Origin of the sequence: Geobacillus zalihae NBRC 101842, assembly GCF_001544135.1 — a bacterium.
GTDB lineage: Bacteria > Bacillota > Bacilli > Bacillales > Anoxybacillaceae > Geobacillus > Geobacillus zalihae.
Window position 1 is genome coordinate 42,283 of the sequence record NZ_BCPV01000020.1, and the last position, 13,680, is coordinate 55,962.

Genomic DNA, 13,680 nt, shown 5'->3' on the forward strand with positions numbered 1-13,680 from the left:
GGAGGCAAGAAACATGGTGGACAAACCATTGTTAGCCATCGTCGTCCCATGCTACAACGAAGAAGAAGTGTTGCCGGAAACGGCCCGGCGGCTGACCGCTTTGCTTGAGCAGCTGCTCGAAGAAGGAGCGGTCGCCATCGGCAGCCATATCGTGTTTGTCGACGACGGCAGCCGCGACCGGACATGGACGCTCATTGAAGAAGAAAGCGAACGAAACCCCTTCGTGGCGGGCATCAAGCTCGCGCGCAACGTCGGTCATCAGCGGGCGTTGCTCGCTGGGCTTGACACCGTCCGCGCGTACGCCGATTGTGCCGTGTCCATTGACGCCGATTTGCAAGATGATGTGGAGGCAATCCGCGAATTTGTGCAAAAATACCGCGAAGGGTATGACATCGTGTATGGCGTGCGGCGGAGCCGAAAGACAGACACGTGGTTCAAGCGTACGACCGCCCAAGCCTTTTATCGGTTCATGAGGGCCATCGGAATCGAGCTGATTTACAACCACGCCGATTTCCGTCTGATGAGCAAGCGGGCGCTCGATGAACTGAGCCGTTACACGGAAGTCAATCTCTTTTTGCGCGGGTTGGTTCCGCTCGTCGGCTTCCGCTCGACGTGCGTCTTTTACGACCGGCATGAGCGGTGGGCTGGACAGTCGAAATACCCGCTCAAAAAGATGCTCGCCTTCGCCTTTGACGGCATCACGTCCTTAAGCGTCGCACCGATTCGCGCCATTACGCTCATCGGTTTTTTGGCCTTTCTCGCGAGCGGTGCGGCCGGGCTGTACGCCCTCATCAGCAAACTTCTCGGGCGCGCGGAATCAGGCTGGACGTCGCTCATGATTTCCGTTTGGTTCATCGGCGGGCTGATGCTGATGAGCCTCGGCCTCATCGGGGAATATATAGGAAAAATTTATCAAGAAGTGAAACGGCGGCCGCGGTTTGCGATCGAAACGACCGTGCAGCTGCCGCTTCCGTCAGAAAGGGAGAAAACGCCGGCCCGCTTATAGAACGTCATAGATGATTCACGGGCCAATATAAAGATAAAAAGGACGCCTCGGGCTAAAAGCCGAGGCGCCCTTTTCTTTTTATCCGTCATCATTGGCCCGCTCACGACGAAAACAGCACACCAAGCGCTTTTTTCAGCTGCATATCATGCTTCGGGTCGCGGACGGCTTCCATAATTTTTGTTTGCAGCGCATCCGCCGTCGCCTCATCGATGCGTCCGGTAACAGGCAGCTGATTCGCTTTTTGGAACGCTTGGACGGCCTGTTCGGTTTCTTTGCTGAAGTAGCCGTCCGTGCGGCCCGGGTTGAAGCCAAGCCCTTTGAGCATTTTTTGCGCATTGGCGATTTGCTCGTCGTTCATGTCATACCGAAGCGGTTTTTCCACATGAAGCGGAGCGACGTGGAAGTAATCCGGCTGTACCACCGCGACATCGGGCTTAATGCCTTTTTTATGGATCCAATGCCCGTCCGGCGTCAGCCATTTGTACAGCGTCAATTTGATGTTGCTGCCGTCGCCCATCGGAATCGCCTGCTGCACCGTCCCCTTGCCAAACGTCGTCTCGCCGACCAGCTTGTAGCCGCCCGCTTCCTTCATCGCACCTGCCAAAATTTCCGACGCGGATGCGCTTCCTTTGTCGATGAGCACAACGATCGGGTATGGCTTTTTCGCCGTTAAATCGGAATAAAACTTTTGCCGATCGCCATCGCGTTCTTCAATTTGTACATATGGTTTGCCTTTCGGGATGAGCTGCTTCAAAATTTCCTCAACGCTTTGCAAATAGCCGCCCGGATTGCCGCGCACATCGATGATCAAGCCATCAATATGTTCGGCCTCAAGCTTCGCCAACTTCTTTTTAAAGTCGGCGGCCGTGTTTTCCGAAAACGACGTAATTTGCAAATAGCCCGCCTTTTTGCCGTTGTATGTTTTGATCGAGTCATACACCGTCTGAATCGGAATTTCGTCGCGGACGACCTTGACTTTCATCACGTTTTTGACGCCGGGGCGCAAAATGTCAAGCTCCACCGTTGTTCCTTTCTTGCCGCGGATTTTCAATACCGCTTCATATAAATCAAGCCCTTCCAGGCTTTCTCCGTTGACGCGCAAAATTTGGTCATTCGGCTTCAGCCCCGCTTTTTCCGCCGGCGAGTTTTTGATCGGAGCCACGATCGTCACCTTGCCATCGATCATGCTCACTTCGGCGCCGATCCCCTCAAACGACGAGTCGAGCGACTCGTTGAACTGCTCCGTCGTTTCCGCATCCATGTAGACGGAATACGGGTCATGGAGCGTGTTGATCATACCTTGAATGGCGCCTTCCGTCAGTTTTTCTTCATCCACTTTCTCCACGTACCGATTCTTAATGAGCTCATACGCTTGCCGGATTTTTTTCATCTCTTCGCTGTCGTTCGTCGACTTGGACGGCTCATTCGAAACAATCGTCGAAAGCGAGCCTTCCATCGGGCGGTCCGCCAACTGAAGGCCAGCGTACGTCCCTCCCGCCCCAATGAGCATCGATATGGCCATCAATGCGGCCGTCGTCGATTTTTTCACGTTGCTTCCTCCTCACCCTATGCTTGACCTTCCCCACCGCTTGCTGCGGTGCGAGAAGGGGGCTTTCTCCTCGCTCCTCCGTCAGTGAAGCAAATGAACATCCCTTCCGCCCCAACGCTGACGGCTTTTGCAAAACACGAAAAGGAAAAGCACCGCCTCACGCCGTGCCATGCCTTTATCTCCATCATATGTTAGGCTTGTACCGAGTATGCTAGTGCGTTGCCCATCCTTTACTAGTTTACACGCTCCTTGTTGATTTCTCAACTCATACAGAGCGGAAAAAGAGGCACCCCTCGCCCTTGGCGGCGAACGATGCCTCTTCTTGATTCGTCTTCTTGGCACGATCTAGGAGGGCGGTGAAAAACGGCTGATTCCCTTACTCAATGGGGGGAATGGGCGAAAAGCAGGATCGATGCAACAAGGTTTTTCTAATTGAGAAATGACATGGTAAAGCCGTATTCACGATTAAATCACCAGCCTCCTAGAATGGAAGCCAAACCAATGAACCGCACAAAAACGAAACGCTTTCACCCCTCTTTTGGCAAGTCGATGAGCATCAACCGCGATCCTTCGTTCGTCGCCAGGCGAAGCGCCGGTGTGTCCGTAATGCGGGCCGCGTCGCGCCGCTCGAGATGGGCCTCGCCGTTTAACGTCAAATCCCCCTCAATGACAAAGACAAAGATGTTCCGTCCTTCCGGCTGGGTAAACGTCAGCTCATGCCCGGCTTCCAAATCGGAAAGATAAATCGTCAAATCTTGATGAATGTGAGCAATCCCCGGGGAAGACGGGTGTTTCGTGACAATCGGCAGCAAGGCGTTTTTCATCTTGTCGACCGGAAACTCGGTCCGCTCGTACGACGGCGGCAATCCGTATTGTTCCGGCAAAAACCAAAGTTGCAAAAAGTTCACCTCTTCCGTCGCCGACGGGTTCACTTCCGAATGGACGATGCCGGTGCCGGCCGACATCCGCTGCACGCCGCCGAACGTTGTCACCGCCTTATGTCCGGTGCTGTCTTCATGTTGCAAATAGCCTTTCAGCACGATCGACACAATTTCCATCTCCCGGTGCGGGTGAGCGCCAAAACCGGCAAGCGGCGCAACGAAATCGTCGTTTAACACCCTTAGCGGGCCAAACTGGATGTTGTTCGGATCATAATACTCGCCAAATGAGAAGCTATGGTATGTTTTCAGCCAGCCGTAATCGGCATGATATCGGGACGACGCCCGGTCGATGCGGATCATCTTTTCCACTCCTTCATTGCAAGAAATGATGGGCCATCAAGCGCTTGCTGTTCCGAATCCGCAAGCGCCATAACCACCACCGCCTACGCTATTGATTCCCGTTTTTTTCTTGTCTCATCCTCGTTAGGCGCAACCATTTCTCTTCATTCAATAAATCTTGAATTCGAGATAATTATATAAAACTTCCGTTCGCCTGTCAACCTAAAAACAGGCGAAAAATGTCCCCCGGCTCGTAATGGGCATTTTGGACCGCTTGTCTCGCCATGTCAACGTCCGTGTCCTCAGGCAACGCGAATACCGCTTCACCGCGCTGGAAGCTGACATCCATCAGCTTGGCCCCAATCGCCCCCAGCGCTCTGGCGACATGTTGTTCACAGCCGGTGCATGTCATGCCTCGGACGGTCATTCGGTATGTTTTCATGGTAAAAATCACTCCTATCCAGAAATGTCTCTTTCTTAATTTGTTCAGATCCTCGCTCATGAAACCTATATCACTCATCCTCCTTTCGACAACGGGAAGATTTCCATTGTTGTGTACCATTATAAACAGTGTACTAAGGTACAGAGTCAAGGGGGATGTGGTGCGGCCAAACCATTTCCTTGATGTCCAATCAATCAAAAAATACGCAACTTGTCCTGCCAAAAGACAGACAAGTTGCGCAATGCCACCTACCGTTCGAAATTAGAAAGGAATATAGTCAAGCGGATTGACCGCATTCGTTTTCGCCTCGTTCCAGCCGCCGCGGTGCAGTTCAAAATGAAGATGCGGACCGGTCGAATGACCGGTATTGCCCATGTAGCCAATCATTTGTCCTTTACGGACGTGCTGCCCTTCGCCAACAAGACGCGCTTCTAAATGAGCGTACACGGTCGTATAGGTTTGCCCATTCATCACATGGCTGATGAAAATGACGTTGCCGTAGCTGCTAGAATAGTAGGAGCGGAACACAATGCCGTCCGCTGCAGCGACAACCGGCACAACGGGAGCTCGCTTGCCGATGTCGACCCCTGGATGGAAGTCCGTGCCGCCAAACCGGTAGCCAAAGCCCGAGGTGATCGGTCCGTTGGCCGGCCGGGTAAACGCCCCGCTCGATACAGGCGGCGTGCTGCCGCCGGATGGCGTTTCTCCTGATGACGCTCCTCCACCGTTTGGCGAGGCATATGTACGTCCTCTCTGTTTCGCTTCTTCTTCGGCCCGTTTTTGCCGTTCGAGTTCGGCAAGCTGCTCTTTCACCGCCGCTTCTTGTTTGGCGATCAGTTCTTTTTCTTCTTCAAGCGCCATCTTATGATCATGCTCTTCTTCCTCTCTTTGCTTCAAATCGGCCATCAGGCGATTTTTTTGCTCCAGCTGGCCCGCGAGTTTCGATTGCAGCTGCTTCAATTCTTGCAAATCCTCTTGCAGCTTGTTCCGCTTCTCCGTCAATTCGGCTTCCTTTTTCTCTTTTAACGCTTTATCGGCTTCCTGCTCGCGGATGATTTGTTGGTCCGCTTCCATGATCGTCGTCACGGCGCTCATCCGGTCAATGAAGTCGCTGAAGCTTTGCGCGCCGAGCAACACTTCCAAGTAGCTGATCGCTCCGCCGCTTTCCTGCAAGGAACGAAGCCGCTCCTTCAAAATTTCATTCCGCTTTTCAATCCGTTCTTGAATTTCGGCAATTTCTTGTTTCAATTGGTCAATGGCCTGCTCCGTTTGGTCAATATCGGCGCTGACGCTACGGATTTTGCCGCTCGTTTCCTCAATGGCCATGTTCAGCTTTTCCATATCGTTGGCGACTTGTTTTTGCTGCGACTGAAGGGCTTCGATGTTTTTTTGCGCCTCGCTGATTTGTTCCTGCACCTCTGACCGTTTCGAACGAAGCGCGTCGATCTCGCCTCGCTTTTGTTCGATATCACGAGTGCTGACCGCATCCGCCGCCGGCGGCAGAACGCCAAGGCCGAGCGCCGCGGCGACCGCGAGCGCCATCATGTTTTTCTTTTTCATCGCTTTCCCCTCTCCCTATGATTCTTATACTTTCAAAAACTTACGCACGGACATGACGCTTCCCCAAATGCCGATGCCGGCGCCAATCACTAGCAGCAGCCCGCTTAACTGCCACATAAACGGCGAAAACGGAAGAAGTTCAAAAAACGGCAAGGAAACCCACTGTTCATACACCTGATACACGTTGTAGTACACGATCGAAAGCGCCGCGATCGGGAAGAGAGCGCCGAGCATTCCAAGCCATAGCCCTTCCAAAAAGAACGGCCAGCGGATAAACCCGTTCGTCGCACCCACGAGCCGCATAATTTCGATTTCGCGGCGGCGGGCGAAAATCGTAATTTTGATCGTGTTGGAGATGAGAAACATTGCCGTAAACAACAATCCGAGAATGAGCACGAGCCCCACGTTGCGCGCCACTTTCAGTGCGTCAAACAGCTTCTCGACCGTCCCTTGGCCATAATTGACTTTATGGACGAACGGCAATGTTTCGATTTGTTTGGCGATTTTCACTGTATCTTGCGGGCGGGCCGCTTTCACGACGTATACATCGCTTAGTGGGTTGTCCTGTTCAAATAAGCGGAACGACGAGCCTTCCTCCCCCATGCTTTTGATCAGCCGCTTCAGCTCTTCGTCCTTTGATGAATAGCGCACTTCCTTCACGTTTGGAATGGCTTCAATTTGCCGGCGCAAGGCGTCTTTTTGCCGGCTGTCGGCCGTCAGCTCGATATGGACGCGAATTTCGACATCGTTTTCGACTTTTTGGGCAAAATGGTTGATGTTGAACATGACGACAAAAAAGACGCCGACAAGCAAAAGCGTCACCGTGACGGCGCTCGCGGAGGCAAACGTCATCCAACCGTTGCGGCCAAGGCTTTTGATGCTTTCCCGGACGTGGCGCTTAAACGTATGAAGCGTCATAGCCGTATTCCCCCTTCGCCTCGTCGCGGACGATTTTCCCGTTTTCGATGGCGATGACGCGCCGCCGGGTCGCGTTGACAATCTCTTTGTTGTGGGTCGCCATCACAATCGTCGTTCCCCGGTCGTTGATTTTTTCAAACAGCTCCACAATGCCCCATGAGGTTTCCGGGTCCAAGTTTCCTGTTGGTTCGTCGGCAATCACGATCTTCGGGGAGTTGACGATTGAGCGGGCGATGGAGACGCGCTGCTGTTCGCCCCCGGACAGTTCGTTCGGATAAGAGCGGATTTTATGCTTGAGGCCGACTAAGTCGAGTACTTCCATCACTTTTTTGCGGATCACTTTCGGCGATTCTTCAATGACTTCCAAGGCAAAGGCAACGTTTTCGTAAACGTTGAGCTTCGGAAGCAACTTGAAATCTTGGAACACAACACCGATATGGCGGCGCAAAAGAGGGACTTTGCTGTCTTTGAGTTTGGCAAGGTTGACGCCGTTGACCATAATGGTCCCGCTCGTCGGCTTTTCCTCGCGGTACATCATCTTAATAAACGTCGACTTCCCAGCTCCGCTGGGTCCAACGACATAGACGAATTCTCCTTGCTTGATGCGGACGTTGATGCCGTTTAACGCCACAACGCCGTTTGGATACGTTTTGTATACATCTTGCATTTCAATCATCATCATCACCTATTTTCGACTTCCCTGTTGCCATTTCTCGAGCTGTTTCGAATGAATCTTGCAAAATTCCGCAAGGATTATTATAACACGATTTTCTATTGTCGAATTTTACATTTATATTTCAAATGGGGAACAATGGAGAAACTAGGACAAAAGATGCAAAAACAGAAAACACCGCCCCGTTCTTAAGCGAACAAGGCGGTGCACCTTCCTTGAATGAAGCGATCTTTTCCTTTCAAAGAGTCAGAAACATCCGTCCATTATTTTTTCGCAGCCAGCCATTCCGCCACTTTGTCGGCGTCTTCCCCTTTAATGATTCCTGCCGGCATCGCGCCGCGGCCGTTGGCGATAATGTTTTTAATTTCATCTTTGGAATACTTGCTTCCAACCTTTTGCAAGTTCGGGCCGACCCCGCCCGACAGGTCTTGTCCATGACAGGACGCACAGTTTTGTTTAAAAATTTGCTCGGCAGCCGCTGCTGTATCCCCTCCGCCGTTGCTGCCGCCGTTTTTCTCCCCGGCATTGTCCCCGCCACCGCCGCACGCGGCAAGCGCGAGCGAAACGCCAAGGAACATCGCAGCCAATTTCCATTTCATGGCGAACTCCCCCCAGAAAACAAAAATTTCATTCTCCTTTATTATAACCGATTTCTTCCGCTTTACGTACGTTGAAATCCTTCGCCGAGCACCTCAGCGGCGTTCGCAACGATGACAAACGCTGTCGGATCAATGGTTCGGACCAATTGTTTCAATTTCGTGAACTCCGATTGCGCGACGACGCACATCAACACCGGCCGCTCATGTTCCGTGTAACCGCCATACGCGGGCAAGCGTGTCACTCCGCGGTCGATTTCGTGCAAAATGGCGCGGCGCACTTTTTCTTCTTCATTCGTAATAATAAGAGCGATTTTCGAATACCCAAGCCCGACTTGGACGAGGTCGATCGTTTTGCTCGTCACATACAACGCGATCAACGCATAGAGCGCCCGTTCAATATCAAACACAAACGCCGCGGTCAACACGATCAAGCCATCGATCAAAATGACGCACATGCCAAGCGACAGCCCGGTATATTTATGGATGATTTGCGCGGCCAAATCGGTGCCGCCGGTCGACGCCCGGCCGCGGAAAACAACGCCGAGGCCAAGCCCGACGCCGATGCCGCCAAAGATCGCGCCAAGAAGCGGATTCGTCGTCGCCGGCTCCATCCCTTTCGTCAAATAGACGACAAGCGGCAAGAACACCGTCCCGACAAACGTTTTCACGCCAAACTGCCGGCCCAAAAGCACAACGCCAGCGATAAAGAGCGGAATGTTGAGCGCCCATTGAACATAGGCAGGCTCAATGCCAAACAACGCGTGCATAATCGTGCTGATGCCGCTCACTCCGCCCGAGGCGATCCGATTCGGCAGCAAAAACACGTTAAACGCCACAGCGACGATCGCCGCGCCGATCAGAACATACGCATACTCCAAAGCCGCCTCCACCGCCGGAGGCATCGCTTTCTCTCTTCGCTTCCGCATGCTTCCCCACCCTCCTCTGTGAGTATAGCATGCCCGTTTTGGCAAGTAAATGACAGCCGGTTAACGCGATAATGGTCTGCTATGCTAAAGGAAAAAAGGACGATCCGATGATCGCCCTAGCCAAAAAATACAAGCCTCAATACACATCCCCGCGGTTGCCGATCGCCTCAATATAGATGATTCGTTCATCATGATCGATGCGAAACAAAACACGATATGTTCCGACCCGCAGCCGATATAATCCATCCTGCCCCTTCAACTTTTTTATATCCCCCTGCGGCGGGATCGCAAGCAACCCTTGCAGCCCGAAAGCGAATCGTTCTTGAACATCTTTGTCTTGACGAGCGATGAATTTGACTGCAGCCTTACGGTAAATCAACTTGTAGCCCGAATTCACGCTTGGCTTCTCCCCCGGTGATATATCCTTCATCGCTTTGCAGCTGCTGGCGCTCTTCTTCCGTCAACGCTTCTTCTTCATCTGTTTCGTCAATCCGCTCCCATACCATTCGTTCCTTTCTGGACCGATCAAGCAAGTACATCAAAAAATCGTACACTGTTTGATGATCCGTTTCATCCAACCGGTCAATCAGTTCGTAAAGCAATTGTTTGCGCACAGCCAAAGCCATCGCCCTCCTTTTGCCTTTCGTTACCTTCAGCATACCACCGGGATGCAGATGCGTCAAAATCAGAAAAATGATTTTTGAAACGAAAAAGGACGATCCGATGATCGTCCCTTTACTTCAACTTCGCACGCAAATACGCGTCAATAAACACATCAATCTCCCCATCCATCACCGCTTGCACATTGCCGACCTCGACGTTCGTCCGATGGTCTTTGACAAGCGAATACGGATGGAAGACGTACGAACGAATTTGGTTGCCCCAGCCGATTTCTTTTTGCTCGCCGCGCAGCTCAGCGAGTTCGGCTTGTTGCTCCTCGAGTTTCTTTTGGTACAATTTCGCCTTCAACATATTCATCGCTTTTTCGCGGTTTTTGATTTGCGACCGCTCCGATTGGCACGTGACGACAATCCCGGTCGGCAAGTGGGTGATGCGCACGGCCGAGTCGGTCGTGTTGACGTGCTGCCCGCCCGCGCCGCTTGAGCGGTACGTGTCGATTTTCAGCTCTTCCGGCCGGATCTCAATTTCAATGTTATCATCCATCTCCGGCACAACCTCGCACGACACGAACGACGTATGGCGGCGGCCTGAGGCGTCAAACGGCGAGATGCGAACCAGCCGATGCACCCCTTTTTCCGCTTTTAAATAGCCGTAGGCGTTGTGCCCTTTAATGAGCAGCGTGACGCTTTTAATCCCGGCTTCCTCGCCCGGGAGGTAATCGAGCGTCTCGACTTTAAACCCTTTTTTCTCCGCCCAGCGCGTGTACATGCGCAACAGCATCGACGCCCAGTCTTGCGACTCCGTGCCGCCCGCACCCGGGTGGAGCTCCAAAATAGCGTTGTTTTGATCGTACGGCTCATTGAGCAGCAACTGCAACTCAAACTCGCTGAAGTCTTTCATCAGCTTTTTCGCTTCCTCGACGAGCTCAGCTTGGAGCTCGTCATCCGGCTCTTCCTTGAGCAATTCGTACGTCACTTCCAAGTTGTCAAACCGTTCTTCAAGCGAGGAAAATTCCTCGACGAGATCTTTGAGCGCATTCACTTCGGAAATGACCGCCTGCGCCGCCTTTTGATCATCCCAAAAGTTGGGCGCCGCCATTTGCTCTTCTAATTCGCGAATGCGCGCCTGCTTCGCTTCGAGGTCAAAGAGACCCCCTGATTTCCGCTAATCGCTTAGCCATTTTCTCAAGCTCTTGCTTGATTTCCACCAAATCGATCATGTTGTCCTCACCTCATCATCAATATAGTATGCCAACGATGAATGTCTGCCATTCAAAAGGGAGGCCGAGCCTCCCTTTATTATTTATAAACGGTTATACCACTCTTCCGCAACAATGTTTATATTTTTTCCCGCTCCCGCACGGGCACGGGTCGTTTCGGCCGACGCGCACCGCCTTGCGGACCGGTTTTCTCTTCGGTTCTTCGCCGTCTTCTTTCGGGTGAACCGCTTCGCCTTTGGCCACCTCTTGGCGCTCAAGGTTATGGTGAATTTCCGCCTTCATAATATAGGTGGCGACTTCCTCTTCAATCGCCGCAATCATCTCCTCAAACATGGCGTAGCCTTCCATCTGATATTCGCGCAGCGGGTCGACTTGCCCGTAGGCGCGCAAATGGATGCCTTGGCGAAGCTGCTCCATCGCGTCGATATGGTTCATCCATTTCATATCGACAGCGCGCAAGACGACGACGCGTTCAAACTCGCGCATCTGTTCCGGCGGGATTTGCGCTTCTTTCTCATCATAGCGCGCCTTCACTTTCGCCCAAATGAGCTCGATCATCTCTTCGGGCTCTTTGCCACGCAAGTCAGCTTCCGTTACATCCCCTTCCGGAAGCAGATGGGCGTTGAGATACTCAACGAGCCCTTTCAAATTCCATTCTTCGGGAACCTCTTCTTTCGGCGTATGAGCGTTGACGACGCGCTCGATCACCGATTGGATCATCTTTTCGATAATGCCGCGCAAGTTGTCGGAATCGAGCACTTCATAGCGCTGGCGGTAAATGATTTCCCGCTGCTCGCGCAGGACATCGTCATATTGAAGCAGCTGTTTGCGGGCGTCGAAGTTGTTGCCTTCGACCCGCTTTTGCGCCGACTCGACCGCTCTCGTCACCATTTTGCTTTGGATCGGCTGCGAGTCGTCCATTCCCAAGCGGTCCATCATCGCCATTAAGCTTTCCGAGCCGAAACGGCGCATCAATTCGTCTTCAAGCGACAAGTAAAACTGCGACACCCCAGGATCGCCTTGACGCCCGGAACGGCCGCGCAGCTGGTTGTCGATCCGCCGGCTTTCGTGACGCTCCGTGCCGATGACGGCAAGCCCGCCAAGCTCCTTTACCCCTTCGCCAAGCTTAATGTCCGTCCCGCGCCCGGCCATGTTCGTCGCAATCGTCACCGCACCTTTTTGCCCAGCTTGGGCGATGATTTCCGCCTCTTTCGCATGGTTTTTCGCGTTTAAGACGTTGTGCGGGATGCCGCGTTTTTTCAGCATCTCCGACAACATCTCGGACGTTTCGATCGCCACCGTGCCGACAAGCACGGGCTGCCCTTTCGCATGGCGGGCGGCGATGTCCTCAACCACGGCGCGGAACTTCCCTTCCATCGTCCGATAAATCAAATCCGGACGGTCTTCGCGGATGACCGGGCGGTTCGTCGGAATGACGACGACGCGCATGTTGTAAATGTTGCGGAACTCTTCCTCTTCCGTCTTCGCCGTCCCCGTCATCCCCGCCAATTTTTCGTACATGCGGAAATAGTTTTGGAACGTGATCGTGGCTAAGGTCATCGACTCGTTTTGAATCTCGAGCCCCTCTTTCGCCTCAATGGCTTGATGAAGCCCATCGCTGTAGCGGCGGCCGTGCATCAAGCGCCCGGTGAACGGGTCGACGATGATCACTTTTCCGTCTTGCACGACGTAGTCGACATCGCGCTGCATCGTCACGTGCGCCCTTAGCGCCAGCTGAATATGGTGGTTGAGCGTGACGTGTTTCAAATCGAACAAGTTGTCGATGCCAAACGCGCGCTCCGCTTTGTTGATTCCTTCTTCCGTCAGCTGGACGCTTTTCGTTTTTTCATCGTATGTGTAATCGACATCTTTGCGCAACGTGCGGACAAACGCATTCGCCTGCACATACAGCTTAGTCGACTTCTGCGCCGTGCCGGAAATGATGAGCGGCGTCCGCGCTTCATCGATCAAAATCGAGTCGACCTCGTCGATGATCGCATAATAGAGCGGCCGCTGCACAATGTGCTCTTTATAGAGCACCATGTTGTCGCGCAAATAGTCAAAGCCAAACTCGTTGTTCGTCCCGTACGTAATGTCGGCGTTGTACGCCGCCTGCTTCTCCTCGCGCGACATGCCGCTTAAGTTCAAGCCGACGGTCATGCCTAAAAACTCATACAGTTTGCCCATTTCCGTCGCATCGCGCGTCGCCAAGTATTCGTTGACCGTCACGACATGCACGCCGCGCCCCGTCAAGGCGTTCAAATAGACAGGCATCGTCGCCGTCAACGTTTTCCCTTCACCCGTTTTCATCTCGGCGATGTCGCCTTCATGCAAAACGACGCCGCCCATAATTTGCACTTTATATGGGTACAAACCGAGGACGCGCTTCGCCCCTTCGCGCACAACGGCAAACGCCTCAACAAGCAAATCATCGAGCGATTCGCCTTGTTGGTAGCGGGCTTTGAATTCCTCGGTTTTTTGCCGCAGCTGTTCATCGGACAGTCGGGCCATCTCCGGACCGAGCGCATCCACTTGATCCGCAATTTTCTCGAGCCTTGCCAACTGACGCTTGTTCGGGTCAAATACTTTTTTTAAGACTCCAAGCATAGGAAACGCTCCTTATTTTTCATGGACTCACTTCTTCATCATATCATTTACAGGGATAGGTGACAACTGTTGCACAGGCTTAGAGAGGGGCATGTCCAAAAGAGGGAATCACGCCTTGGACGGAAGCTGCTCAATCGCCGCTTCCGCATGGTGAAGCCGCCGGTTCAGCGCATAAATTTCAAAACTTTTCTCCTCAACTTTTTCATGAATTTTGCGAAGCAATATTTGCACATCATCCACAAGCTGCGTTTCGACCCGATGAAGCGTCTCTTTCACTTCCTCCAATTCAGTTTCCACACCATTCAACCGCGTTTCCACGCCGTCCAACCGGGTCTCTACA

Annotated in this window: 13 protein-coding genes and 1 pseudogene; 1 reads left to right on the forward strand and 13 read right to left on the reverse strand. The window is 52.8% G+C overall.

Annotated features, from left to right (window positions below; translation table 11 throughout):
- Positions 1-13: 13 nt before the first annotated feature.
- Complete coding sequence (locus GZ1_RS07845; protein ID WP_060788263.1) at positions 14-1,006, forward strand: glycosyltransferase family 2 protein; 993 nt, start codon at positions 14-16, stop codon at positions 1,004-1,006.
- 100 nt (positions 1,007-1,106) lie between these two features.
- Here GZ1_RS07845 and GZ1_RS07850 read toward each other — a convergent pair whose 3' ends face one another.
- From GZ1_RS07850 to GZ1_RS07910, 13 genes and pseudogenes are all read right to left on the reverse strand, one after another.
- Positions 1,107-2,555: a S41 family peptidase gene (locus GZ1_RS07850; RefSeq protein ID WP_060788264.1), complete on the reverse strand. Its 1,449-nt coding sequence runs from the start codon at positions 2,553-2,555 to the stop codon at positions 1,107-1,109.
- A gap of 527 nt (positions 2,556-3,082) precedes the next feature.
- Positions 3,083-3,796 (reverse strand): pirin family protein, encoded by a 714-nt coding sequence (locus tag GZ1_RS07855; RefSeq protein ID WP_033004912.1) that lies wholly within the window; start codon positions 3,794-3,796, stop codon positions 3,083-3,085.
- Between the two features lie 196 nt (positions 3,797-3,992).
- Entirely contained in the window at positions 3,993-4,217 is a 225-nt protein-coding gene (locus tag GZ1_RS07860; RefSeq protein WP_015375813.1) for a heavy-metal-associated domain-containing protein, read from the reverse strand.
- Positions 4,218-4,478: 261 nt separating this feature from the next.
- Positions 4,479-5,777, reverse strand: coding sequence for a murein hydrolase activator EnvC family protein (locus tag GZ1_RS07865; RefSeq protein WP_060788265.1), 1,299 nt, complete (start codon positions 5,775-5,777; stop codon positions 4,479-4,481).
- A gap of 24 nt (positions 5,778-5,801) precedes the next feature.
- Positions 5,802-6,695 (reverse strand): permease-like cell division protein FtsX, encoded by an 894-nt coding sequence (ftsX, locus tag GZ1_RS07870; RefSeq protein WP_060788266.1) that lies wholly within the window; start codon positions 6,693-6,695, stop codon positions 5,802-5,804.
- The gene (ftsE, locus tag GZ1_RS07875; RefSeq protein WP_011232571.1) at positions 6,676-7,371 is read right to left on the reverse strand and encodes a cell division ATP-binding protein FtsE; all 696 of its coding nucleotides are present in this window, start codon (positions 7,369-7,371) and stop codon (positions 6,676-6,678) included. Before ftsE ends, ftsX begins: the two co-directional genes overlap by 20 nt.
- A gap of 260 nt (positions 7,372-7,631) precedes the next feature.
- A complete protein-coding gene (cccB, locus tag GZ1_RS07880; RefSeq protein ID WP_013146412.1) occupies positions 7,632-7,967 on the reverse strand; it encodes a cytochrome c551 in 336 nt (111 codons plus the stop codon).
- A gap of 62 nt (positions 7,968-8,029) precedes the next feature.
- The gene (locus GZ1_RS07885; protein ID WP_060788267.1) at positions 8,030-8,893 is read right to left on the reverse strand and encodes a YitT family protein; all 864 of its coding nucleotides are present in this window, start codon (positions 8,891-8,893) and stop codon (positions 8,030-8,032) included.
- A 136-nt stretch (positions 8,894-9,029) separates the two neighbouring features.
- Positions 9,030-9,290, reverse strand: a complete 261-nt coding sequence (locus GZ1_RS07890) for a type II toxin-antitoxin system RelE family toxin (RefSeq protein WP_060788268.1) — start codon at positions 9,288-9,290, stop codon at positions 9,030-9,032.
- Positions 9,259-9,519 (reverse strand): hypothetical protein, encoded by a 261-nt coding sequence (locus GZ1_RS07895; RefSeq protein ID WP_014196753.1) that lies wholly within the window; start codon positions 9,517-9,519, stop codon positions 9,259-9,261. Before GZ1_RS07895 ends, GZ1_RS07890 begins: the two co-directional genes overlap by 32 nt.
- A gap of 109 nt (positions 9,520-9,628) precedes the next feature.
- Positions 9,629-10,733, reverse strand: a protein-coding gene (gene prfB, locus GZ1_RS07900) for a peptide chain release factor 2 (protein ID WP_122983794.1) whose coding sequence is annotated in 2 segments (ribosomal slippage) — positions 9,629-10,657 and positions 10,659-10,733 — 1,104 coding nt in all. Because the reading frame shifts where the segments join, the coding sequence is not laid out codon by codon here.
- 93 nt (positions 10,734-10,826) lie between these two features.
- Positions 10,827-13,340, reverse strand: coding sequence for a preprotein translocase subunit SecA (gene secA, locus GZ1_RS07905; RefSeq protein WP_060788269.1), 2,514 nt, complete (start codon positions 13,338-13,340; stop codon positions 10,827-10,829).
- A gap of 108 nt (positions 13,341-13,448) precedes the next feature.
- Positions 13,449-13,680: pseudogene (locus GZ1_RS07910) on the reverse strand (hypothetical protein); the annotation flags it as partial.